Below are 24,607 nucleotides of genomic sequence, written 5' to 3'. Positions count from 1 at the left end.
TGTGACCTGACCCCGCCGAGCCGGCCGCACGCAGGCCGGTTCAGGCGTGCCAGCAGCGGTACCAGCCATCCTGTTCGCTGATGCGCAGCTGCGTCTGGTACAGCTGCGACAGTGCCGCGCTGGTCAGCACCTCGGCCTTGGGCCCGTCGGCCACGATGCGCCCCTGGCTAAGCAGCACCACACGCTCGATCTCCGGGATGATCTCGTCGATATGGTGCGTGGTGATGATCATGGCGTGCTCCTCGGCGCAGAAGCTGCGCAGCAACCTCAGCATGCCCAGGCTCGCCCCCATGTCCAGGCCGTTGGCCGGCTCGTCGAGAATCAGCGCACTGGGCCGGTGAACCAGCGCGCGGGCCAGCAGCAGGCGGCGCTTCTGCCCGGTGGACAGGCGCTGGAACATGGTGCTTTCGTACCCGGCCATTTCCACCTCGGCCAGCAGCGCACGCGCCTGCGCCAGTTGCTCGTCATCGGGCTGCAGATGGCCATGGGCACCGATGGCGCCGAAAAAGCCCGACGCCACCACATCCAGCGCCTGGGTGTGCGGGGTGTAGTCTTCCTGCAGGTCCTGGGACACGAACCCCAGGCGACTGCGCAGTGCCCACAGGTTGACGGTGTCGCTGCCGAACAGCTTCAGGTGGCTGCCTTCGCGCTCCACCGGGTACAGCTCGCGGGTGATCAGCTTGAGCAGGGTGCTTTTGCCGGCCCCGTTGGGGCCCAGGATGGCGACCTTCTCGCCGGCACCGATGTGCAGGGAGAAACCGTCCAGCACACGGTTGTGCTGCTGGTAGGCGGTGACATTGTGGAAATCGATCATGGCTTGCTCGTCAGTGCGGCACGGAAAAGAACCCGGATCTTTCCACAGCACGCAGCCACTGGCTACAGGGCACGGCCAGGTGCCCATGAATGCCGGGCGCGACGTGTGTCTGGCGCCAGATTACCGACAGCCGCCCCGCGTCAAACAATCGTTTGAAAAAAATCGTCGAAATACCCATTTTCAGTGATGGCAATGCGTCACTACCTCGCCTAGCATCAACCCACCTCCCGAGGGCCGCTTCGCCGGACCCTCTGCCTGTTATCGCAACCATGGAAGGAACGCTCATGAAGAAGCGCAGATGGAAGCTGGAACGGCCACCGGCCGTGATCGATAACCGCCTTACCTAGCTAGTCAGCTCTGCCGTGATTGTCACTCACTTGCCTGCAAGTGGGTTTTTTTTGGTGCCTGAGAAACATGATGGAGGTTTGTTCATATGGAACCTTTCGTGGGTGAAATCCGCCTGTTCCCGTACAACTTCGTGCCCAAGGGTTGGCTGCCGTGCGACGGACGCCTGTTATCCACGCAAACCAACGCTGCACTGTTTTCCTTGCTCGGCACCCAGTTCGGCAGCTCCGGCAACAACCTGTTTGCCCTGCCTGACCTGCGCGGGCGCACCGCGCTGGCCCGGAACAGCACCGGCACCCCTGACCCCGGCCTGAGCAATCATACCCAGGGCCAGTCAGCCGGCACCGAGAAAGAAACACTGCCCGCCGCCGCACTCGCCCAGCATACCCATGAGGTCTATGTATCCGATGCCCTGGGCAACAGCGGGCCGGCCGGTGCGTTCCCGGCCACCAGTGCCAACCTGGCAACCCCACCGGTCGCTTCGCGCAGCACCTACGTCAAGTTCGACAGTAGCAAGCAGCAAGCGCTCAACCCGGCAACGATTCAGCCCACGCCACCCCAACAGCCCCTGGACAACATGCAGCCTTCGCTGGTGCTGCAGTACTGCATCGCCAGTGTTGGCGTTTACCCACCGCGCCCGTGAACACGCTCCTTCACATCAAGGAATGAACCATGTCTGAAGCCTTTATCGGGGAAATCCGTCTGTTCGCAGGCGACTACGAGCCACAGGACTGGGCACTGTGCAATGGCCAGCTGTTGTCGATCCAGCAGAACCAGGTGTTGTTCACGCTGTTGGGCACCACCTATGGCGGTGATGGGGTCAACACCTTCGCCCTGCCCGACCTGCGCGGCCGGGTACCGGTAGGCGCCGGCGCAGGCCCCGGCCTCACGCAGCGCAACCTGGGCCAGGCAATGGGCAGTGCACAGACCTCCATTGGCGTGCAACACATGCCCGCTCACTCGCATACCTTTTACGCCAGCACGCAGTTGGCCGATGCCGCCTCGCCGGTCGACACCCAGGCACCGGCCTCGCGCACGCTCGGGGTGTTCACCGCGCAAAGCTCGACCAAGGGGCTGTACAGCAACGGCGGCACCAACCCCAACGTCACACTGAACTCCGCGGCAGTGTCGGTGGCGCCAGGCGGCGGGCAACCACATGCCAACCTGATGGGCAGCATGGCGCTCAACTACATCATCGCGCTGGCCGGGATCTACCCGTCGCAGCAGTAAGCCCACCCCTCTCTGAATCAAGGAAAGAGCATCCCATGGACGCTTTCTATGGTGAAATCAGGCTTCTGCCCTACAGTTTCGTGCCGCAGAATTTTCTTCCCTGCGACGGGCGTTCGTTGTTGATCCAGCAGTACAGCGTGCTGTTTACGGTGATCGGCAACCGATTCGGCGGCGATGGCAAGACCACGTTCATGCTGCCCAATCTCAATGGTCGTGTGGTGATGGGAGCCGGCCAGGGTACCGGGTTGCCAAACGCAGCCTTCGCCAGTACCGCTGGCGCCGACAAGGTAGCGCTCAATTCCTTGAACTACCCGCCACACAACCATGGGTTCACCGCGCGCGATGGTACCGAGCCGGACCAGAGGGTCGACATCCCGAGCACCACCACCTACCTGGCCCAGCCACGCAACATCAACCTGTACAACACTGTGGGCACCACGCAGACGCTGGCCGAAGGCAGCATGACTGACGCCGGCACTGGCAACGGCAACATCGAGCGCAACCTGATGCAACCCTACCTGGCGCTGGCGTACTGCATCTGCGTCGAAGGGGAGTACCCGATCCGCAATGACTAGCCTCGAGCGCCTGGCCCGCCTGTTGCCATCGTCGTTCGATCCCGGCCTGCGCCTGCAGGCCGAGGCGGATGACGGGTTTCTGCGCGCGCTGTTCGTGGCGCGCCGCTGGGAAGAGGTGCGTGCCGCACCAGGGTGGACCGACGCGCAGCGGGTCGCGTTTCTGCACGCCCAAGCCGAGCTGCAGCAACGCCACTACGCCCTGCACTATCGCTCGGCCGAATTCCTGTTGCTGGAGCACCAGGGGCAACCGATCGGCAGGTTGTGCCTGCAGGTGGACGCCAGCGAAGTGCGGGTGGTCGATATCGCCTTGCTGCCTGCCTGGCAGGGCAAGGGGCTGGGCAGCACCCTGCTGGCCGCGGTGCTCGCGCTGGCCGACGGCCAGCACACGCGCTGTGCCCTGAGTGTGGAGCCGTTCAACCCGGCGCGCCGGCTGTATGCGCGCCTGGGCTTCGAGGTAGTTGGCGAGCAGGGCTTGTACCTGCAGATGCAACGGCCACTGATGCAGACCTGTGCCGAGGGTGCCCCCATGGAACCCTGACCACGCCGCCGCCGTTACCTCAACGCTGCAAAACCCGCACTGCCAGTCACAGCATACGGGTTGTTCCGATGACTCTTGACCCGCGCCGCAAGCGAGTAATACCGCTACCTGGCAGGAAGCCCCATGAACAGATCCCTGATTGACCTTCGTCACCGCATGGCCCGCAGCATTGCATTGCTGGGCCTGATGCTCGTCTCGCTGCTGCTGTGCGGCCAGGCCAGTGCCGCCCCGACCCTTTCCCCCGCCAGTGGCACCGCCCTGCCGGATGTGGCGGTCAACACACCGATAGACACTTTCACTATCACCGCCACCGGCGGCGCCATCTTCGAGTGGTACGAATGTGACCAGGATGACACCAGCATGCCGACCAACTGCCTGCCGCCCGGTCTGGTTCTGGAAACGTCGCCTGGAAGCGCGACCACCACCCTGCATGGCACCCCCACAGCCATCGGCAACTACGATTTCTGGATTTCGGCCCTTGACAGCAACGATGTCGTGGGCAAGGCCCGTTACACCCTCAAGGTCACAGGCGCAACACCGCCCCTGACCCTGACCGCCGTATCGCCCGGCAGCGGCCCCGCCATCGGCGGCACCTCTGTGACCCTGACCGGCACCAATTTTGTCGGCGTCACCGACGTGACATTCGCTGGTGTGCCCGCTACCAACATCATCGTCGTTTCCCCGACCTCGATAACCGCCACCGTCCCCGCCCACACGGCAGGCCCGGTCAACGTGACGGTCACAACGGCAAGCGGTACGAGCACGCTGACCAATGGTTTCACCTACCTCGCCGTACCGACCCTGACCATCGCTACGCCCAATTCCGGCGCCACCACCGGCGGCAATCAAGTGTTTATCTCAGGCACAGGCCTGACCGGCACCACCAGCCTCACCTTTGGCGGCACACCGGCAAGCAGCTTCACCGTCAACAGTTCGACATCGATCACCGCCATTGCGCCCGCGCATGCCGCCGGGCCCGTCAATGTCGTGGCCACCACGCCGGGGGGCAGTGCCACTTCGGTCAATGCCTATACCTACCTCGCCGTGCCGACCCTGAACACCGTCACCCCCAACTCAGGCCCCATCGGCGGTGGCACCAGCGTGACCCTCACGGGCACCGGCCTGACCGGCGCCAGCAGCGTCACCTTTGGCGGGGTATCGGCAACCGGCTGGACCATCAACAGCCCCACCCAGATCACCGCCACAATCCCGGCCGGCAACGCCGGCGTGGTCAACGTGAGTGTCACCACTGCCGCCGGCTCGGCGTCGTTGACCAATGCCTTCACCTACATTGCACCGCCGGTTGCCGGCCCGGTCAGCGCCTCTGTCGGCCACAACAGCAGCGCGAACCCTGTCACACTCAGCCTCTCGGGGGGCGTCGCCAGCAGCGTGGCCATCAGTACCTCAGCAAGCCACGGCACAGTAACGGCCAGCGGCACCAGCGTCACCTACACACCCACGGTCGGTTATGCAGGCACGGACAGCTTCACCTATACCGCCACCAACAGTGCAGGCACCTCTGCCCCGGCGACCGTGACCGTTACCGTCGGTTCCCCGACCATCAGCATCGCCCCTGCATCACTGCCTGCGGGTACTGCCGGTATCGCCTACAGCACCACCTCGCTGGCTGCCAGCGGGGGTAACGCGCCCTACGCCTTTTCGCTTGCATCTGGAGCCTTGCCCAGCGGCCTGACCCTGGCATCCAACGGCACGCTCAGCGGCACGCCGACCAGCAGCGGCAACTTCAGCTTCACGGCCAAGGTCACCGACGCGTTCAGCTACACCGGCACGCGCAGCTATACACTGACCATCGTTGCCGGCAGCATGGCCATCACCCCGGCGACATTGCCGGCCCCCATTTACAGCAGCAGCTACAGCCAACAGCTCACCGTCAGTGGGGGTGTCGCGCCCTACACCTTCAGCATCAACGGTGGCAGCCTACCGACCGGAATCGCCCTTTCCAGTACCGGTACCCTGACCGGAAGCCCCTCCAAAGCCGGTACTTACACCTTCAGCGTCACGGCGGTCGACAGCTCCAGCAACCTCACCAGCGTCAGTCAGACCTATACCCTCACCATTGCCACGCCCTTCATAGACATCACGCCGATTACCTTGCCCGCAGCTACGGTGGGCACGGGGTACAGCACGTCGATCAGCGCCAGCGGTGGGGTTGCACCCTTCGACTACGGTATCGCCTTCGGCGCGCTGCCTGCAGGAATGAGCCTTACCAGCACAGGCACCCTGAGTGGCACACCAACCACCGCCGGTACGTTCACTTTCGGGGTGCGGGCCAGTGATACCAACAGATTCACCGGAGTGCGTCCCTATTCCTTCGTGGTTGGCCAGCAAGCGCCGGTAGCCGCCAATATCAACCAAACCCTCGCAGCCAACAGCGGCGCCAGCACGATCAGCGCAAGCCTCAGCGGGGGGCCGACCACCAGCCTGGCCGTGGTGACACCCCCTGCACATGGCACCGTCAACATCACCGGGGCCACGGGTTTCACCTATACCCCGACCCCAGGCTATGCCGGCGTCGACAGCTTTACCTATACCGCCACCGGCCCGGGAGGGACTTCGGCGCCTGCCACCGTCAACCTCGCCATCACGCCACCCACCGTGGTTATCGGCACGACCACACTGGCCAACGCCACCCAGAACGTGCCCTACACGGCCAGCATCAGTGCCAGTGGCGGCACCGCGCCGTACAGCTACACCATCGTTTCGGGCGCCCTGCCGTCCGGCATGGCCCTGGCCCCGACCGGCAGCCTGACCGGTACGCCAACCGCACCCGGCACCACCAGCTTCACCGTCAGGGTGACTGACAGCCAGAATTTCCAGGCAAGCCAGGCGCTGAGCCTGACAGTCGTGGCACAGGCGCCCGTGGTCGGCAACGTGTCGGCCAGTGTGGCCGCCAACAGCCGCAACAACCCGCTGACCCTGAACCTGGGCAGTGCCCCGGTCACCAGCGTGGCCGTGGCCAGCAACCCACAGCACGGTACTGCGCAGGTCAGTGGCACCCGCATCAGCTACACCCCGACTGCCGGTTACTCGGGCATTGACAGCTTCACCTACACCGCAACCGGCCCGGGCGGCACCTCGGCAGCCGCCACGGTGAGCCTCACCATCACCCCACCGACGCTGGTAATGAGCCCGGCCTCCGGCACACTGCCGCCAGGCACCGTGGGCAGCGCCTACAGCTTCGGCCTGGGTGCCAGCGGCGGGATGGCGCCGTACAGCTACGCCATCGGCGCCGGCAGCCTACCCAATGGCCTGCAGCTCGACCCGGCGACCGGGGTGATCAGCGGCACGCCGACCGAGGCCGCCAACGCCACGCTGACCGTTACCGCCACCGATGCCAACGGCGCCACCGGCAGCCGCAGCATTACCCTGGCGATCGCCGCCCAGGTGGTCACCGTGGTGTCATCCAGCGAGGCGCTCAGCCCCGGTGCTGTCGCCAGCGTCGACCTTACCCGTGGGGCCACCGGAGGGCCGTTCCTGCGCGCCCGCGTGCTGTCGTTGAGCCCAGCGTCAGCCGGGCATGCCAGCCTGACATCGGTGGCCCCTGCGCGAGCAGCGCGTGCCGCCCTGTCCGGTTTCAACCTGCGCTTCGTGCCTGCCGCTGCCTTTGCCGGCACAGCAGTGGTCACCTTCAGCCTGGAGAGCACCAGCGGTGCCAGCGCGACCGGCACCGTGACCTTCAGCGTGCAGGCACGTCCCGACCCCAGCAAGGACGCCGAAGTGATCGGCCTGCTCAACGCGCAATCGCGCGCAGCGGATCGTTTTGCCAGCACCCAGATGGACAACTTCAACCGGCGCCTGGAGCAACTGCACCGCCCTACCTGTGACCGCAACTCGTTCAACGCCAACGTTCAACATGGCCGCGACAACCTCGGCCTGGGCAGCCTGGGCAAGGCGCTGCGCGACGAGCTCGAAGGCAACGGCAAGGGCAATGACGACGAGGACGCGGACGACACCCGTCGCAAATAGCGCGACACCGCCCGCGCCACCTCAGGCGAGTGCGTCGAAGAGGCCGTGGCCTACTGGACCGATGGCTTCATCAACACCGGTTCCAACCACGCACGCGGCGCCAAGGACAACAGCTTCGTCACCTACGGACTGAGCGCCGGCGTCGACTATCGCCTGTCGCCAAGGGCCGTGGTGGGCATCGGTTTTGGCTACGGCAACGACCGCGCCGACATCGGCGAGCGGGACACCCGCAGCGAGGCCGACGCCCTGGGCCTGGCGGCGTACCTGAGCGTCAACCCGCTGTCGGAGATCTACATCGATGCACTGCTGGGCTACAACCGCATCCGCTTCGACTCGCGCCGCTACGTCACTGCCGACCCGTCCAACGGCTATGCCCATGGCTCGCGCGACGCCGACCAGCTGTTCGCCTCGCTGACCGCCAGCTACGAGTACCGCGAAGGCGCCCTGTCGCTGGCGCCGTACACACGGCTGAACGCCAGCTTCACCAAGCTGGACGACTTCAGCGAACGGGGCGGCGGTATCTACGGGCTGTCGTACGAACAACAGCGCCAGCGGACCTTCACCTCGTTCCTGGGCGTGCGCAGCGGCTACGACATCCAGACCGGCGCCGGCGTGCTCACGCCGCGGGTCGGGCTGGCGTGGGGTCACAACTTCAGCCACAGCGACGACTACCGCATGCGCTACACCGACCAGACCAACGACGGCGTGCTGTATCGCCTGTCACCCGACCCGATGGACAGCAACTTCGTCGACCTGGACCTGGGCCTGGACTTCAGCCTCAGCCAGAGCTGGCGCCTGGGCTTCTCGTACAAGACCGCGCTGGCCACCGACGAGCGCAACGAGATGTTCCGCATCGGCCTGGACGGGCGCTTCTGACCCCTGCCCTGGCGCCCCTTTGCCGGCCTCACCGGCGAAGGGGGCTGGTCAATCTGCATGACGCCTGTCGGCAAAGGTGCCGACAGCGCGTTGCGCGGCTACAATGCGCGGCTACCGTGACCAGCCAGACTAAAAAGACATGTCCCTACCCAAGCATCACCTGGAATTGCTCAGCCCCGCCCGCGACGTGGCGATTGCCCGCGAGGCGATCCTGCATGGCGCCGATGCGGTGTACCTGGGTGGCCCGAGCTTCGGTGCCCGCCACAACGCCTGCAACGAGGTGAGCGATATCGCCGGGCTGGTGGAGTTTGCCCACCGCTACCACGCGCGGGTGTTCACCACCATCAACACCATCCTGCACGACAACGAGCTGGAGCCGGCGCGCAAGCTGATCCACCAGCTGTACGACGCCGGCGTCGACGCGCTGATCGTGCAGGACCTGGGGGTGATGGAGCTGGACATTCCGCCCATCGAGCTGCACGCCAGCACCCAGACCGACATCCGCACCCTGGCACGGGCCAAATTCCTCGACCAGGCCGGCTTCTCGCAGCTGGTGCTGGCCCGCGAGCTGAACCTGCAGGAAATCCGCGCCATCGCCGACGAAACCGACGCGGCCATCGAGTTCTTCATTCATGGCGCGCTGTGCGTGGCGTTCTCCGGGCAGTGCAACATCTCCCACGCCCAGACCGGACGCAGTGCCAACCGTGGCGACTGTTCCCAGGCCTGTCGCCTGCCCTACACCCTCAAGGACGAAAAAGGCGGCGTGATCGCCTACGAGAAGCACCTGCTGTCGATGAAGGACAACAACCAGAGCGCCAACATCCGCGCCCTGGTAGAGGCTGGCGTGCGTTCGTTCAAGATCGAGGGCCGCTACAAGGACATGGGCTACGTGAAGAACATCACCGCCTACTACCGCCAGCGCCTGGACGAAGTGCTCGAAGACCGCACCGACCTGGCCCGCGCCTCCAGCGGCCATACCGCGCACTTCTTCGTGCCCGACCCGGACAAGACCTTCCACCGCGGCAGCACCGACTACTTCGTGAGCGAGCGCAAGATCGACATCGGCGCGTTCGATTCGCCCACCTTCACCGGCCTGCCGGTGGGTGTGGTGGAAAAGGTCGGCAAGCGCGACCTGCAGGTGGTCACCCATGCACCGCTGTCCAACGGCGACGGCCTCAACGTGCTGGTCAAGCGTGAGGTGGTCGGCTTTCGTGCCAACATCGCCGAGGCCAGGGGCGAGTTCGACGAAGACGGCGAAAAGCGCTACCGCTACCGCGTAGAGCCCAACGAGATGCCCAAGGGCCTGCACCAGCTGCGCCCCAACCATCCGCTGAGCCGCAACCTGGACCACAACTGGCAGCAGGCGCTGCAGAAGACGTCGGCCGAACGCCGTATCGGCCTGGGCTGGGTCGCGCAGTTGCGTGAACACGGCCTTGAGCTGACCGCCACCAGCGAGGAAGGCATCAGCGCCAGTGCCACCCTGCCCGGCCCGTTCGGCCCGGCCAACAAGCCGGAGCAGGCGCTGGAGCAACTGCACGACCTGCTCGGCCAGCTGGGCACCACCCAGTACCACGCCACCGGCATTCGCCTGGATGCGCCGCAGGCGTACTTCATTCCCAACTCCCAGCTCAAGGCGCTGCGCCGCGACGTGATCGAGAGCCTCACCGCCGCCCGCGTTGCCGCGCACCCGCGCGGCAGCCGCAAGGCCGAGACGGTGCCGGCGCCGGTATACCCCGAGTCGCACCTGTCGTTCCTGGCCAACGTGTACAACCAGAAGGCCCGCGACTTCTACCACCGCCACGGGGTCAAGCTGATCGATGCGGCCTACGAGGCCCACGAAGAGCCCGGCGAAGTGCCGGTGATGATCACCAAGCACTGCCTGCGCTTCTCGTTCAACCTGTGCCCCAAACAGGCCAAGGGCGTCACCGGCGTGCGCACCAAGGTTGCGCCCATGCAGCTGATTCACGGTGACGAGGTACTGACCCTGAAGTTCGACTGCAAGCCGTGCGAGATGCACGTTATCGGCAAGATGAAGGGGCACATCCTCGACCTGCCGCAACCGGGCAGCGTGAAGCACATTGTGGGCCATATCAGCCCCGAGGACCTGCTCAAGACCGTGCCGCGCGGCACGCACTGAGTGCCGCCCGGGCGGTCATGCGCCCTGCATGACCGCCCGCACCCGGCGGCGCAGGCCTACCCCCTGGCCGCCAGCCGGCCTTGCCTGGCCAGGGTCAGTTCCTCGATGCTGATCTCGCGCATGCGAAACTTCTGCACCTTGCCGGTGACCGTCATGGGGAACTCGTCCACCAGGCGAAAGTGCCGCGGCACCTTGAAGTGGGCGATCTGCGCCCTGGCCCATTCGCGCAGTTCGTCTTCGCTGGCACTGTGTCCGGGGTGGAACTTGACCCAGGCCACGATCTCCTCGCCATAACGGCTGCACGGAATGCCGATCACCTGTACGTCGGCGATGGCCGGGTGGGTGAAGAAGAACTCCTCCAGCTCCCGCGGGTAGATGTTCTCGCCACCGCGAATGATCATGTCCTTGCTGCGCCCGACGATGCGCACATAGCCCTGCTCGTCCATCACCGCCAGGTCGCCGGTGTGCATCCAGCCCTCGTGGTCGATGCTCGCGGTGGTGGCCTCGGGGTTTTCCCAGTAGCCGAGCATGACACTGTAGCCACGGGTGCACAGCTCGCCGATCTGCCCGCGGGGTACCGTGAGCCCGTCGCTGTCCACCAGCTTGCTCTCCAGGCACGGCTGGGTACGCCCCACGGAGGTGACGCGCAGCTCCAGCTCGTCCTCGGCGGCGGTCTGCAGCGACACCGGGCTGGTCTCGGTCATGCCATAGGCGATCTGCACCTCGCTCATGTGCATCTCGTCGATCACCCGGCGCATCACCTCGATCGGGCAGGTAGCGCCGGCCATGATCCCGGTGCGCAGGCTCGACAGGTCGAATTCATGCCGCTGCGGGTGGTCCAGTTCGGCGATGAACATGGTCGGCACACCGTAGAGCGCGGTGGCGCGCTCCTCGGCAACGGCGCGCAGGGTGCTCAGCGGGTCGAAGGCATCCCCGGGGTAGATCATGGTCGAGCCATGGGTCAGGCAGCCCAGGTTGCCCATGACCATGCCGAAGCAGTGGTACAGCGGCACCGGGATCACCAGCCGGTCGTGCTCGCTCAGGCCCAGGCTCTCGCCGACCATGTAGCCGTTGTTGAGGATGTTGTGGTGGCTGAGGGTTGCCCCCTTGGGAAAACCCGTGGTGCCGGAGGTGTACTGGATATTGATGGGGTCGTGCCAGTGCAGGCCGGCCTGGCGCTCGGCCAGGGCCTGCACGGTCACCGCCTCGGCCATGCCTTGCAGGCCCGCCCAGGGCAGAAAGCCTGGGGGTGGTTGCTCGGCCAGGCTCACCACGCCGCGCAGGGCTGGCAGGCGCTGGCAGTTCAGGCTGCCGGGGGCGACGCTGGCCAGCTCCGGCACCAGGCCGAGGAGCATCGCGTGGTAGTCGCTGGTCTTGAACGCGTCGGCGCAGATCACCCAGTTGCAGCCGGACTGCTTGAGCGCGTATTCCAGCTCGCTGCTGCGATAGGCCGGGTTGATGTTGACCAGGATCACGCCGACCTTGGCGCTGGCGAACTGGGTGATGCACCACTGCGCGCAGTTGGGCGCCCAGATGCCCAGGCGATCGCCGCGCTGCAGCCCCAGGGCCAGCAGGGCCCGGGCGTGGCGCTCGACCTCCTCGGCCAGTTGCTGCCAGCTGTAGCGCAGGCCCTGGTGGCGCACCACCAGCGCTTCACGCGCGGCGAACCTGGCCGCAGTGGCGTCGAACGCCGCACCGATGGTCATGGCGAGCAGGTCCTTGTCCTGACGCCCCTGGGTATAGCTCGGTTGATTCATGGTTGCCCCTTGTGATTGTTATGGGCCGGCGCAGGTGGTTGCCCGCCTGCGTTGAGTCAGCGGGTGAATACCTGTGCGGTACCGGTGGCCATGTCGCCGCCTGGCAGCTTGATGTTCGCCACCAGCTCCAGGCTGTCCGGGTCGTACACCGCCACGTCGTTGAAGGTGCCGGTCAGGTACAGCTTGCTGCCGGCCTTGTCGAAGCTGATGCAGTAGTACGAATGCGCCAGGTTCGCGGCCTTGATCAGCTTCTGCTGCTTGATGTCGTACTTGGCCAGGCGGTTGAGCACGCCGAACATCTGGTTGGGGTCCTTGGGCGAGCGCATGCCGGTGAAGTACACCTCGGTGACCGGGGCAAAGTCCTGAACCTGGGTCTTGCCGGTGGTCAGGTCGACGCTGACGTAGCCGTAGACGAAGTCGGCGGTGTCAGCGTCCTGTTTCTCGTCCTTGTACTTGGCGGCGGTGTAGAGCAACGAGAAATCACGCCGGGCGGTCTGGTGAGACCAGATGTAGAGCAGGTCCGGCGGGCTGTATTGCGGGCGCTTCCAGCTGCCGGTGGGCAAGGCCACGCTGTACTGGCCGGTCTTCACGTCCAGCTTGTAGATGTCGCGCCCGGCCATGTACAGGCTGCCGTCGTCCGCGGCCTGCATGATCGAGATCTGCCTCGGTACCTCGTAGGTGCGCAGCGGCTGGGCGTTCAACCCGGCGTCGGTGGCGTACACCTGCAGGCGCGGCGCCTGCACCGCATAGTGGTCGTTGAGGATCTGCGTGGGGTTGGCCACGCTGTACAGTTCCTTGCCGTCCGGGCTGACTGCGAGCGACAGCATCGACTTGGCCTGCTCGCCCGGCTTGAACGCCAGGCGCGCATGGAACACCGTCTTGCAGGTGTCCAGCTCGATGCCGTAGATATCGCCGTAGTGGTTGTTGAGCACGTAGGCGACCTTCTTGTCCGGCGCCACCTGCGCCGCGCCCGGGCCGAAGGCGTCGGGCATCTGGCAGGTCTTGTACAGCGTGTCGCTGGCCACGTCGATCAGGTGCAGGTTGTTGGGGTAGTTGGTGGCCAGCAGGTATTCCTTGCCCGGCTTGAGCGCAGGCCCCGACGCGTTGGCGGGTACGTCGCTGGCGGCGAAGGCCAGGCCGACACCGGCAGCGGTGCAGATGGCAAACAGACCCAAGCTCGTCGCGGCCATGCGGCCGATGAACTGAAGCTTCATAGCGGTATCCTTTTTTATTCTTGTCGTCAGGTCACTTGTCGTTCGGGAACACGGTGGTGAGATTGCGCCAGCCCTCGTCGGAGCTTTGCGCGTCCTTGTTCCAGTCGGGGAAGGTGCTCATCATGTCCGGCACCTGGGCCGGCCACCAGCACGGGTCGGAGCAGCCATAGAGGTCGGCCTCCATCGGCTGGCACAGCGACGCCACCCCCCCGAACACGTCCACCTCCCAGCCCGGGTCGGTGGTGGCGGTGCACCCGGCCACGCTGCTCATTGCCACCACTTCCTCGAGACGGTCTTCGGCAGCGGCCTGTTCCAGAATCAGTGCCTTGTTGTTCAGCGGCTTCAGATGTTTCATGTCAGTGCGCCTTCCGCGGGGTGATGTAACTGCTGATGAAGGCCGGGTTGGCGGCCATGATGCGGCTGTAGACCTCGATGCCGAAGTCCACCCAGTCGCGCATCAGTTCGCAGTAGTGGTAGGTGGGATGGGTGGGGTCGCCATAGCGGGCGTAGCTTTCGTGGTAGCAGCCGCCGGAACACAGGTTGCGAATGTGGCAGGTGTCGCAGCCGGTACCGCTGCGGTCCAGGCGCTGGGACAGGAAGTCGTTGAGCTCGGCCTGCTTGACCTCGCCGTGCACGTTGCCGAAGGTCGGCAGGCTGGAGCCGGTGAAACGGTGGCACAGGTTGAGCTCGCCCTTGTGGTCGACCGCCAGCATTTTCAGCCCGGCCCCACAGGGCAGCGCCTTCTTGTGGCCTTCGTGGATGTCGGTGATCAGCTGGTGCAGGTTGGAAAAACCGATGTTGCGGTGCTCCAGCGCCGCCTCCAGGTAGCGCCGGCCCAGGGCCTTCATGTTGGCGAACACCTCCACCAGTTCGTCGCCGGTGAGGTTGAAGTCGGACATGTCGCCCGAGGTGACCGGCGCAAAGCCGACCTCGGCAAAGCCCAGCTCGTTGAACAGGTGGTTCCAGATGGTCTCCACGTCGGTGATGCCACGGGTCAGCGTCACCCGCGCGCCCACCGGGCGGCTGCGGTAGCGCGACAGCAGCAGGTCGACCTTGCGCCGCACCACGTCGTAGGTGCCCTGCCCGCCCACCGTGATGCGGTTGCGGTCGTGCACGGTCTTGGGCCCGTCGATGCTCACCGACAGCCCGAAGCGATGGGCATTGAGGTAGTCGACGATCTCTTCGGTGAGCAGCGTGGCGTTGGTGGTCATGATGAATTCCACCTGCTTGCCGGCCTCGGCAAAGCGGCGCTCGCAGTAGTTGACCATGTGCTCGATCAGCGGGCGGTTGGACAACGGCTCGCCGCCGAAGAACACCACGCTGTAGCGCTCTTCGTCGGGCGACTCGCGCAGCAGCATCTCCACCGAGGCCTCGGCGGTGTCGGCGCCCATCTTCTTGCCGGCCGAGGGTTTGTCCAGGTCTTCCTTGTAGCAGTAGGTGCAACTGAGATTGCAGCCGGTGTTGACGTTCAGCACCACGGTGTTGAGCGCTGTGCGCTCGACCCGGCTGATGCCCAGCTCCGGGGTCAGCGGCGAGCCGTCGTTGACCACTTCCAGCGCGATCAGCTCGCGCAGTGTCTCGTTGACGTCCTGCCCGGCGAAGCGTCCGGCCAGACGCAGCACCAGGTCTTCGCTGGTGCAGCTCTGCACGCGCAGGGCGTCGATGATGCCGCCGGTAACGTCATCGGTGGCGAACAGCGAGCTGCTGGGGATGTGGAACAGCATGCGGTCGTCGTCCACCCGCACTTCGTGCAGGTTGCGTTCGACCAGATTCAATAATGCACCCATGGTGACCTCCGCAAATGTGACGATTCGTCGTGGCAAAGCCGGGCGAGACGCGCTCGCCCACCGCCTTCGCGGTCAGGGCAGCGGCGGGCTGTTCCAGCGCTGCACCGTGACGATCAGTTGCCCTTCGCCTTGCAGGCCACCCTCCTCCAGCTGGGCGATCACCTTCAGGTTGCCGACGTTGTTGGCCATCATCCTGCGCTGCGGGTTCGGCCCGGCGCCGGCAGGCAGGAACACCCCGTCGCGCTGCATGGTGCCGGCGAACTTCACGTCCTCGTCGTCCCTGGCCTGCTCGTTGAACGGCTCCACCGTCCATTTGGCCGGCAGGTAGCCGATGCGGTAAGGCTGGCCATCGGCGCCCTTGCCCCACGCCTCGGCCTCGAAGCGGCCCTGCACCTTGGGCGTGGTGCCGCCGTTCTCGCCGATGCGCGCCACCGAATACGCCGGCACCACCTTGACCTCGGCGACCTCGGTGTACACCGCAAGGTCCACGCCCTTGAGCGCACCCAGGGCCACGTTGCGCAGCCCCGGCGCGGCATCGGCTGCCGCCTTGACCTTGACCCGCAACAGCTGCGGGGTGCTTTCCAGCACCTTGACCACCTCAACGCCTGCGCCCAGGTCCGGGGTGCCGGACAGGCCGCTGCCCACCAGGGTCAGCTCGGCCTCGTTGCCGGCGCGGATGAACGCCGGCTGTACCGCCAGCAGGCGGGGGCTGTCCTGCCTGGCCGCGCTGAAGTCCAGGCCGCGCTCGTCGTGCTCGGTCTCGAACATGCGCCCTTTCATCTCGCCGTTCAGGGCCGCGAATACCTGATGCATGCGCACATCGCCGATCTTCAGGTTGCCGCGCCATTCGTAGCCGTTGTAGACGATGGCCGAGCCGCTGCCATTGAACGGCGTGCCGTCGGCATACTGGCCCTTGACCTCGATGTTGAAGGTGTCGCCGCTGTCGTGGGTCACGCTCATCACGCCGCGCACATCGCCCCTGGTCATCATGTGGCCGCTGAAGCTCCACTGCCCCGGCAGTGCGTCGGCGCCCGGCTTGCTCTTCTGCCAGTCGCTCCAGGCCTGACTCTCAAGCGGGTAGTCCTTGGCCAGCTGGGGCGCCACTTCGTTGCGCGCCAGCCCCAGCCAGTCGCGGTCGCGGGACATCATCTGGTATTCCAGCGACGGCCAGCGCCCCAGGTGGAACTCCACCAGGCGTTCCCATTCCTGCAGCGGCCGACGCTGCAGCGCCACCCGCGCGCCGGAGTGACAGCGGGCACACATCTGGTTGAGGGGTTCGTCGAACTTCTCCACGGTGTTCAGGCGCCGCTCCATCGCGTAGCGCATGCCATCGGTCTCGCTGGGTGCCAGCCCCTGCCTGTCGGCCAGATACTTGACCACCGAGCGACGGTCTTCATCGCTGATCTTCACGCCGTACATCAACTGCATGCGCGCAATGCTCATCAGCCAGCCTTCGGGGGTCTTGCGCTGGTGGCTGATGCGGCTCAGGGCGTCGTTGCCCTCGGGGGTATGGCAGGCCATGCACTTGGCATTGAGAATCGCCTTGCCATCTTCGGCCACGGCGGGGGGCAGAACAGCACAGGCCAGCATGGCCATGGTGCCGGCACTCAGGTAATGCCGGAGTCGTGTTGTCTTCAAGGTCAGGCCTCCACGGTATTGTTTTTATAAATCGTCCGCGCCCGGCGAGGGGCTGTACTGCACATCTGACTCACACCAAGCAGAGTGCATGCCAACAAAATCAATTCCTTGTTTAACAATTAGTTACTGGATACTCCTGATAAACAACATTGATTCAAGCGCTGCCCGGGCGTGCAATTTCGCGATGACTGTCTAACTCTGAGACAGCTGAGACCACTGCCTGGCCGGGTGAGCCTGGCCCGGCAGCACCAGCATACCCAGCACCATCGCCAGCAACCCCAGCCACACCAGCGACACGAACGGATAGCGACGCACCACGATCACCCCCTGGATCGCGTCGCCACCGCCCAGCGTGCCGGCGGCCGTCATCAGGCGTGGCGAGGCCGGTACCCATACCTGCAGGTCCTGGGCCCAGCCGCGCACGATGAAGGGGTGCAGCACATAGCCCGGGTCGCCCACATGGCGTGCATAACGGTAGTCGAGGATTTCGCACAGCTGTCGCACCGGGCCCTGATAGGCCGGCGGCAATGCGCGCCGGTCCTGGAACAGCGCGTGCCCGGCGATGACCTGGTCGTCGCTGCGCAACTGCACCTGCGCCACCGCCTGGTAGCCCGAGAAGTTCTGCTGGCTGCTTACCGGCAGCACGCGCACCTGCAACTGATCGGCCACCCGGTGCCACGCCTGCGGTGATGAAGCCGGGGCAATATTGATGGGCATGTAGGTATTGAGTGCCGTGGCCAGCAGGCCACCGGCCAGCGCCACCATCGCCCCACCGTGAATCAGCGCCAACGGCGCCGTATGACGCAGGGTGCCGAGCCGGCGGCTGCGCCACAGTACCCGCATGCCCCAGGCCAGGCACGCCAGCAGCAGGAACATTCCCGCCAGCAGGGCCGCGTCCAGCCACGGCAGCACCTGCACGATGCGCTGGGACAGCACCCCTTCGCCGGTGTAGCGCGAGGTCAGCCAGGCACCGCGCCAGGCCGTCAGCGCTACCCACAGCGCCATGCCCAGGGTAATCAGGCCGGCGTAGCGCGCCGGCAGGCTGCGCCGCAGGAACACCCACCCGCCGAGCAGCCCGAGCAAGCCGATGACGGGCATCAGCCACTTGCCCAGGGCATGGCCGTCCACGTCCCAGTGATCGAAGGCCCGGCGCAGACCGGCCAGCTCCTCGGCACTGGCCCACACGGCCAGGGTCTCGAAGAACGGCTTGAGCTCCGAGGCCTTCTCCAGCGCCAGCCACTGACCGACATGAGCGCTGAGCAGTTGGCCCACCGCCAGCAACGCGGCCACGGCGAACAGCCACATCGACAGGTCCAGCCCCCAGTCCGAAGCCGACCGGCGCACTGGGCGGGCCTGCGCCGCCGGCCGCCTGAACGCTCGCCAGGCAAACCACAGCATCTGGCCGAGGATGCCCCCCGCCAGCGCCAGGTGCCCCAGCCATGAAGTGGTACCGATATAGCGGTGTGAACTGGCCAGCACCTCGCTGCGCGTCACCGACATGGCGATGCAGGCCAGCGCCGCAGTCAGCAGGCTGAACAGCGGCAGCGCGCGCCAGTGGCGGCCCTGCGGCCGCCAGCGCCGTGCCCCGTGCAGTACCGCGCCGAGCATCGCCCATACCGCGAAGGCGGCTGTCTGCACCGGGTCCCAGTGCCATAGCTGGCCGAAGGTGAAGTCTTCGAGCGCCCACACCATGCCCATGCCGATGCCGGCGGTCAGTACCAGCCAGGCGCGCCTGCCGTAGGTACATGCCAGCGCACCGTAGGCGTCGCCGGTACGTGCCAGTGCATCCAGCGCAGCACCGGCCGGGGCGATGGCCCAGGCATAGGCGGCGATAATCAGCGGCGCGTGAAACGCCATCCAGATCGTCTGCAGGTGCGCGTTCATGCCCTGGCTCGCCTGGGCCGCCAGCCAGTCGGCCGGCGTTGCCGTGAACGGCCCCAACCCGGCGGCAGTGAGGGTGTACCAGGCCGCCACCAGCGCATTGGCGCGCCCGGCCCAGCCCGGCAGCGCGGCATTGCGCACGCCGATGCCCATGCACAGGGTTGCCAGCAGCAGCACGGTGCCTTCATCGCCGCCCCACAGGTTGGCGACCTTGAGGTAGGCCGGCAGCGTGGCGCTGCTGTACAGCCAGATGTAGCGCAGCTGGAAATGGTCGGCCAGCAGGTGCATCACCAGGCTCAGGCACGCCGCACACAGCCCCACCAGCGCCAGCCGCCAGAGTATCTGCCGCAGCCGTGCGCGCACGGCGCCCAGTACCACCAGCCCGGCAATCAGCACCAGCAGCAGGTTGCCCATCTGGGGCAGCCACCACAGCAGCGCGCAGCACAGCAGCAGCCCCAGGGCCGGTGGCCAGCCCGTATCCCATCGCAGATCGCTCACGACGCCCACTCCTTCTTGTTGTTGTGCAAGCGGCCATACAAGTACTGCGCCAGGCCAGGTTTCACCTGCCAGAACAGCAGCTTGGCCGGTTTCAGGGCATCCCGGGAGTGCGTGCGTGTGTGCCGTTCTGAGACAGTCGATGGGCGGCTGAGACAGTACGGCCCGCCTCGATCTCGCCGGGCTGGGAGACAAACCGCCGACATTTCATCGGGTTGAACGCGTCGTGCAGGCATGGCGCAGTAGTTGCTTGGGCCGGTGCAGCTCGCTGCACACCTTCGATAACAACAAGAAAGGAGCACACCGATGATTCGAGCCGCCCGCACGCCCTTGGCGCTGACGCTTGCCCTCATGGCCTGCAGCGCCCAGGCCCACGAGCTGTACAACAACGAGGGCCGCGTGCTGAACGCCGACCTCGAGGCCCTGTTCGGCGTATTTCACAGTGACGAAAGCTACGCGGTGGGCGGCAACCGTCAGCCCGGCAGCAGTGCCTGGCGCGAGGGCTATATCAAGTATGGGCTGAGTGCGAGCCAGGCACTGGGCGCTGCGGGCACGGCCTACGGCGCGTTCAACCTGGTCAGCTCCGGTACCTGGGGCGACGGCGACGCCGCCGGCCTGACCCTGGGCAGCGAACGGCGCACCGGCGTCGAGGATGCCTACCTGGGCTGGCGCTCCGGCGACCTGTTCCCGGCGCTGGGCAAGGACGGCGTGGACGTTTCCGCCGGCCGCCAGACGCTGACCCTGGGCGACGGCTTTCTGATCCAGGGTGATCCGGTCAACCTTGGCAAGGTCGACCTGGGCGCGAACTTCAACCGCGGCGGCGCCTATTACCTGGCCGCGCGCAAGGCCTTCGACCGCACGGCCGTACTGCGCCTGGGCGGCAGCGAGGGCCTGCGCGGCGACCTGATGTGGCTGAAGTCGGACAACCATTACCAGGCCGATACCGAGCTTGCCATCGCCAACCTCGAACAGGTGGGCGAAGCCGGCACCCTGGGCATTTCATGGATTCGCGGCCTGGATGTCGACCGGCGCTATGCGTCGATCCTGGGCCTGCAGGAGCGCGATGGCATGGATACTGTCAGCCTGCGTGGGCGCGGCAGCCTGGGGGTCAAGGACCTGGAGGTGGCCGCCGAATACGTGACCCAGGACAAGCCCAGCGGGCGCGAGAACGCCTGGTACCTGGAAGGCGCCTGGACCTTCTCCGAGGTGCCCTGGAGCCCGACCGCCACCTACCGCTACAGCCGCTTCTCGAATGCCTTCGACCCGCTGTTCTACGGGGCCAGCCGCGGCTACGGCACCTGGTTCCAGGGCGAGGTCGCGGCCAACTATGCCGGCCCGTTCAACAGCAACAGCCAGGTGCATCACGTGGGCCTCAAGGCCACCCCACGGGAGAACCTGACCCTTGGCGCGCTGTACTTCGACTTCGATACCCTGGACAAGGCGCGTGGCAACCTGGGTGGCCGCGAGCTGGACCTGTACGTGGAGTGGATGGTCAACGAGCACCTGCTGATCAGCCCGCTGCTGGGTTTCTACAAGCCTGATCGCAGTGCCGACAATGGCGGCCTGCAGCTGGGCAGCAGCGACACCAGCACCTACCTGCAACTGCTGGTGGGCACCTTTTTCTGAGGTGTCACACCGGGTACCCCTGCGCGGCCAGCCAGCCGCGCAGCCTGGCCTGTTCCGGCGCCGGCCTGCCGTGCAGCAGCCACTGCAATGGCTGACCGGCCTGAACCCCGCGTACCAACGGGGCCAGCGGCACGCCGTCGAGGTGCCAGATACCCAGCGGCTGGTCGGGCCCCACCACCACCTCGGCCTGTTCGATGAAGCCGTGGCTCACCACCGGGCGCTGCTGCACCTGCCATTGGCGGAAGTCCCCGGGCAGGTGCAGTGGTTGCGCATCCGGCCACACCTGGCGCGGGCCCCAGAACGCTTGCCCGGCCTTGTCTGCCTCCTGGGCATAGAAATCCCGGCCGATGCGGGCGAAGCGCAGGAACAGCTGCTCGATACGTTCCTGATGAAAGCGCAGGGCCAGCGCCTGCTGCCCGGGGCGGCGCAGCAGGGTGTTGATCACTGCGGGCGCCTGCAGGGCCGAGGACAGCGACTGGAAGATGCCGTTGCCCGACAGCGGGTCCACCGCCATGGCGGCGTCGCCGATGCGCAGCCAGTTGTGCCCCGCGCATGCGCCTGCCAGGATCGCCGTGCTGCTGCGCGCATGCACCGGCACCGCCTGCCCGGCCGCCGCGCCGAACACCTCGGCCACCAGTGCCGATTCGCCCCGACGCCGGGCACAGTACTCAGGCAGGTGCGCCTTGCCCGGCAGACCGCCGGCGCTGCTGTCCAGGCTGATCTGCCAATAGCAGCGGCCATCGGCCAGGCGCGCCATCCAGGCCCAGCCGTCGGCCAGGCTCTGCACCGCCGACACCGGCTCGGCCGGCGCGCCCTGCCACACACTGAGCAGGCTGACGCTTTCGGGGCCGCGCAGGCGGCTCGCCGTCAACGGGGCCTGGCGCCCGCGTGCCTCCACCAGAAAATCGGCATTCAGCACCCGGCCATCGTTAAGCTGCACCTGGTGCGCGTGCGCCGTGCTGTGCAGCTTGCTCACCCGTGCTTCGATCAAGCCCACGCCGGCCCGGCGCAGGTCATCGCGCAGGGCGGCATCGAAACGGCGGCGGTCCAGCAGGCATTCCTGGTTCAGCCATTGCTGCTGGCCATTCCAGTGCACCTGGCGGCGCGCGGGCATGGCTGCCTGTTCCAGTGCGCTGCCTAGGCCGGCATGGCGCAGGCCGTCGAGCACCCGTTGGGACACACCCTCCACCGCCTCGAACCGGCGCCAGTCACACACCATCTCGACCGGGTAGCCCAGGCGCTGCAACCCCATGGCGCACGCCGCGCCTGCGGGCCCGGCGCCCAGTATCAGGATGCGCGGCTCAGCCATGCACGCCGCCACGGCGTTCTGCACCAATGAAGGCGGCCTGTTGGCGCAGATAGGCCAGTACCTGTTCGCGACCCGCGTTCGGCTGCGCCGTCAACAGTGCGCGCACCTGGCCGCACAGCGCCGCACTGGCCAGGCTCGCCCCCGCCACGCCGCTGGCCGGATCGACCGCAGCGCCGAAATCGGCCTGGGGCGTGTCGAGCCACGACCATTGGCCCGGCGCGCAGCGGGCATCGCCGGTTACCCGAATCACCCCCGGATAACGCGCCGGGTACACCGGCGCACCGCGCGCCGGGCTCGATGCGCACAGCAGCACCCCGGCCTCGACGGCCACGGCGCAGGCCGCACGCAGTACATTGCGGTCCTGCTGCAGGCCCAGGCTCAGGTTGACCAGCATCGCGCCCTGCTCCACCAGCCACAGCAGCGCCGCCGCCACCTGCAATGCCGAGGTCTGCCAGTGGCGGTCGAACACCTGCGCCACCAGCACCTCGCCGGCACCGCCCTGGGCCAGCAGGCAGTCGAGTACCCGGCTGCCATGCCCCAGGACATCGGCCTGCACCTGCCCCTCGCGCAACTCGCCGTGCTCCAGCCAGAAACGCCGGCCACCGGCGATAGGCCCGGCCTGATGCGCCGAGCACCCGCTGTCGATCACCCCGACACGCAGGTTAGTGCCCATGCCGCACGGGCTGCGGCTGTACACAGCGCAGTTGCCCGTCCTCGAGGTGCAGGTGAAGGTCCGCGCCGTCCAGGGTGGACGGCCGGTGGCTGATCAGGATGCGCGTGCGCCCGGCGAACAGCTGGTCGATGGCCGCGATCACCTCGCGCTCGGTGGCCTCGTCGACCGCCGAGGTGGCTTCGTCGAGCACCAGGATCGATGGCTGCTGCAACAGGGCGCGGGCAATCGCGATGCGTTGTTTCTGCCCACCGGACAACTGCTGCCCACGTTCACCCAGCGGCCCGTCCAGCCCCAGGGGCAGGCTGTGCACCAGGCTGTCCAGGCGCGCCAGGCCCACCACCTGTTCCAGTTCTGCACGGCTCGCGTCGGGCCGGCAGTAGGCCAGGTTCTGCGCCAGAGTGCCGCGAAACAGCACGATGTCCTGGCTGACCACCGCAATGCGCCGGCGCAGTGCCAGCAGATCGAGGTCGCGCAGGTCCTGGCCATCGAGCAGGATGCGCCCCTGGTCCGGGTCGTAGAAGCGTTGCAGCAGGTCGATCAGGGTCGACTTGCCAACCCCCGAAGCACCGCTGATGGCAACCTTGAGCCCGGCGCCGATGCACACCCGGGCATCCTGCAGCACCGCGCCACGACGCTGCTCATGGGCAAAGCACACTCCTTCAAGGCGCAGCTCGCCGCCGCCGTCACGCATCGGCTGCGGCGCGGCCGGCTGGGTCACGCTGACCGGCTCCTGTTGCAACTCCATTACCCGGCCCAGGCTCACGGCCATGCGCTGGACCGCCACGTACAGGCCCAACAGGCTCTGCACCGGCCCCACCGCCATGCCCAGATAAGTGGAAAAGGCAATCAGCGCGCCCAGTTGCCAGGTGCCCTGGATCACCCAGTAGCCGCCCACCAGAAACGCCGCGGCGCGGCACAGCGAGGTCAGGGTGCCCGGCACCGCCTGGGTCAGGAACTCGGTCACCTGCACCTTGAGCAGTTGCCCCATGTAGCCCTGGCCCAGTCGCCCCAGGCGCCCGGCTTCGCGCTGCTGCTGGCCCGCGGCCTGGATGAACTTCATCGCCGGCAGGGTCTCGACCAGAAACGACGAGACATCGGCCGAGCGTTCGCGCAGCTGGCGCACCTCGCGCTCGACCTTGCGCCGCATCCAGCGCAGCCACAGCACCTCGATGGGAATCAGCACCGCCAGCAGCAGGGTCAGCTGCCACGACAGCATCAGCATCAGGCTCACCGCGCCCACCAGGCCGATCAGGCTGGAAACCGCCGAAAACAGCGAATCCACCGCAAAACGCTGGATTTCCGCGACGTCGCCATCGAGCCGCGAAAGGATGTCGCCCAGCCGCTTGCGCCCGTAGAAGCTGGGCGACAGCTGCTGCAGGTGGCCATACAGGTCGTCGCGCAGGGCGAACAGGATGCGCCCCGACAGGCGCGTGTGCAGGTAGCGGTTGACCCCCGACAGCACGGTGCTCGCCAGCCCCACGCCGACCATGATCGCCGCCATGTGCCACAGCACCTCGAAGTCCTTGGCCAGCAGGCCCTCGTCGATCAGGGTCTTGACCAGCCAGGGCTGGGCCAGCACCAGCAGCGAGGCGCCCAGCGACAACCCCAGCAGCACGCCGATCGCCCGCCCGTGGGGCCGCACGAAGCCGTACAGCCAGGCCAGCGCCCGGCGCATCAGCTGCGGGTCGTCGGTATTGACCAGGCGCAGCAGCACTCGACCCAGGC

Annotated in this window: 18 protein-coding genes; 8 read left to right on the top strand and 10 right to left on the bottom strand. The window is 66.6% G+C overall.

Annotated elements, in window-relative coordinates; translation table 11 throughout:
• Nucleotides 1-40: 40 nt before the first annotated feature.
• The gene (locus tag QMX96_RS07795) at nucleotides 41-814 is read right to left on the bottom strand and encodes an ATP-binding cassette domain-containing protein (RefSeq protein ID WP_043861240.1); all 774 of its coding nucleotides are present in this window, start codon (nucleotides 812-814) and stop codon (nucleotides 41-43) included.
• Between the two features lie 433 nt (nucleotides 815-1,247).
• Here QMX96_RS07795 and QMX96_RS07790 point away from each other — a divergent pair, with 433 nt between their 5' ends.
• The 7 genes from QMX96_RS07790 to QMX96_RS07760 all read left to right on the top strand — a co-directional run bounded on the left by QMX96_RS07790 (nucleotide 1,248) and on the right by QMX96_RS07760 (nucleotide 10,502).
• Entirely contained in the window at nucleotides 1,248-1,802 is a 555-nt protein-coding gene (locus QMX96_RS07790) for a tail fiber protein (protein ID WP_054914486.1), read from the top strand.
• 29 nt (nucleotides 1,803-1,831) lie between these two features.
• Nucleotides 1,832-2,389, top strand: coding sequence for a tail fiber protein (locus tag QMX96_RS07785; protein WP_282361516.1), 558 nt, complete (start codon nucleotides 1,832-1,834; stop codon nucleotides 2,387-2,389).
• A 35-nt stretch (nucleotides 2,390-2,424) separates the two neighbouring features.
• Entirely contained in the window at nucleotides 2,425-2,964 is a 540-nt protein-coding gene (locus tag QMX96_RS07780) for a tail fiber protein (protein ID WP_116053946.1), read from the top strand.
• Nucleotides 2,957-3,502: a GNAT family N-acetyltransferase gene (locus tag QMX96_RS07775; protein WP_282361515.1), complete on the top strand. Its 546-nt coding sequence runs from the start codon at nucleotides 2,957-2,959 to the stop codon at nucleotides 3,500-3,502. Before QMX96_RS07780 ends, QMX96_RS07775 begins: the two co-directional genes overlap by 8 nt.
• A gap of 123 nt (nucleotides 3,503-3,625) precedes the next feature.
• Nucleotides 3,626-7,489, top strand: coding sequence for a putative Ig domain-containing protein (locus QMX96_RS07770; RefSeq protein ID WP_282361514.1), 3,864 nt, complete (start codon nucleotides 3,626-3,628; stop codon nucleotides 7,487-7,489).
• A 45-nt stretch (nucleotides 7,490-7,534) separates the two neighbouring features.
• Nucleotides 7,535-8,365 (top strand): autotransporter outer membrane beta-barrel domain-containing protein, encoded by an 831-nt coding sequence (locus QMX96_RS07765; RefSeq protein WP_282361513.1) that lies wholly within the window; start codon nucleotides 7,535-7,537, stop codon nucleotides 8,363-8,365.
• 139 nt (nucleotides 8,366-8,504) lie between these two features.
• Nucleotides 8,505-10,502, top strand: coding sequence for a U32 family peptidase (locus QMX96_RS07760; protein WP_043861235.1), 1,998 nt, complete (start codon nucleotides 8,505-8,507; stop codon nucleotides 10,500-10,502).
• A gap of 56 nt (nucleotides 10,503-10,558) precedes the next feature.
• On the opposite strand, the gene QMX96_RS07755 is transcribed toward QMX96_RS07760, so the two are convergent.
• The 6 genes from QMX96_RS07755 to ccsA all read right to left on the bottom strand — a co-directional run bounded on the left by QMX96_RS07755 (nucleotide 10,559) and on the right by ccsA (nucleotide 19,277).
• A complete protein-coding gene (locus tag QMX96_RS07755) occupies nucleotides 10,559-12,259 on the bottom strand; it encodes an AMP-binding protein (protein WP_282361512.1) in 1,701 nt (566 codons plus the stop codon).
• A 56-nt stretch (nucleotides 12,260-12,315) separates the two neighbouring features.
• On the bottom strand, nucleotides 12,316-13,473 hold the full coding sequence (peaD, locus tag QMX96_RS07750; RefSeq protein WP_282361510.1) for a quinohemoprotein amine dehydrogenase subunit beta: 1,158 nt from the start codon (nucleotides 13,471-13,473) through the stop codon (nucleotides 12,316-12,318).
• A 31-nt stretch (nucleotides 13,474-13,504) separates the two neighbouring features.
• Nucleotides 13,505-13,828, bottom strand: coding sequence for a quinohemoprotein amine dehydrogenase subunit gamma (gene qhpC / locus QMX96_RS07745; RefSeq protein ID WP_054914481.1), 324 nt, complete (start codon nucleotides 13,826-13,828; stop codon nucleotides 13,505-13,507).
• Nucleotide 13,829: 1 nt separating this feature from the next.
• Nucleotides 13,830-15,260, bottom strand: a complete 1,431-nt coding sequence (gene peaB, locus QMX96_RS07740) for a quinohemoprotein amine dehydrogenase maturation protein (protein WP_104572474.1) — start codon at nucleotides 15,258-15,260, stop codon at nucleotides 13,830-13,832.
• 72 nt (nucleotides 15,261-15,332) lie between these two features.
• Entirely contained in the window at nucleotides 15,333-16,856 is a 1,524-nt protein-coding gene (gene peaA, locus QMX96_RS07735; protein WP_282361531.1) for a quinohemoprotein amine dehydrogenase subunit alpha, read from the bottom strand.
• Between the two features lie 234 nt (nucleotides 16,857-17,090).
• Nucleotides 17,091-19,277, bottom strand: a complete 2,187-nt coding sequence (ccsA, locus tag QMX96_RS07730) for a cytochrome c biogenesis protein CcsA (protein WP_282361509.1) — start codon at nucleotides 19,275-19,277, stop codon at nucleotides 17,091-17,093.
• Nucleotides 19,278-19,580: 303 nt separating this feature from the next.
• Here ccsA and QMX96_RS07725 point away from each other — a divergent pair, with 303 nt between their 5' ends.
• The gene (locus QMX96_RS07725) at nucleotides 19,581-20,900 is read left to right on the top strand and encodes a hypothetical protein (protein WP_282361508.1); all 1,320 of its coding nucleotides are present in this window, start codon (nucleotides 19,581-19,583) and stop codon (nucleotides 20,898-20,900) included.
• Nucleotides 20,901-20,904: 4 nt separating this feature from the next.
• On the opposite strand, the gene QMX96_RS07720 is transcribed toward QMX96_RS07725, so the two are convergent.
• The 3 genes from QMX96_RS07720 to QMX96_RS07710 are packed head-to-tail and all read right to left on the bottom strand — an operon-like array spanning nucleotide 20,905 to nucleotide 24,605.
• A complete protein-coding gene (locus QMX96_RS07720) occupies nucleotides 20,905-22,209 on the bottom strand; it encodes a tryptophan 7-halogenase (protein ID WP_282361507.1) in 1,305 nt (434 codons plus the stop codon).
• Nucleotides 22,202-22,882 (bottom strand): peptidase S8 and S53 subtilisin kexin sedolisin, encoded by a 681-nt coding sequence (locus tag QMX96_RS07715; protein WP_282361506.1) that lies wholly within the window; start codon nucleotides 22,880-22,882, stop codon nucleotides 22,202-22,204. The genes QMX96_RS07720 and QMX96_RS07715 overlap by 8 nt, the downstream gene beginning before the upstream one ends.
• Nucleotides 22,872-24,605 carry an ABC transporter ATP-binding protein gene (locus tag QMX96_RS07710; protein WP_116055342.1) on the bottom strand — a complete coding sequence of 578 codons (1,734 nt, stop codon included), beginning with the start codon at nucleotides 24,603-24,605 and terminating at the stop codon, nucleotides 22,872-22,874. The genes QMX96_RS07715 and QMX96_RS07710 overlap by 11 nt, the downstream gene beginning before the upstream one ends.
• Between the last annotated feature and the right edge of the window lie 2 nt (nucleotides 24,606-24,607).

It is taken from the genome of Pseudomonas sp. PS01300, from assembly GCF_029960155.1.
In the GTDB taxonomy this organism is placed as follows: domain Bacteria; phylum Pseudomonadota; class Gammaproteobacteria; order Pseudomonadales; family Pseudomonadaceae; genus Aquipseudomonas; species Aquipseudomonas palmensis.
Note: the sequence above shows the minus strand (reverse complement) of the source record. Positions and strands in the feature narration are given on the sequence as shown.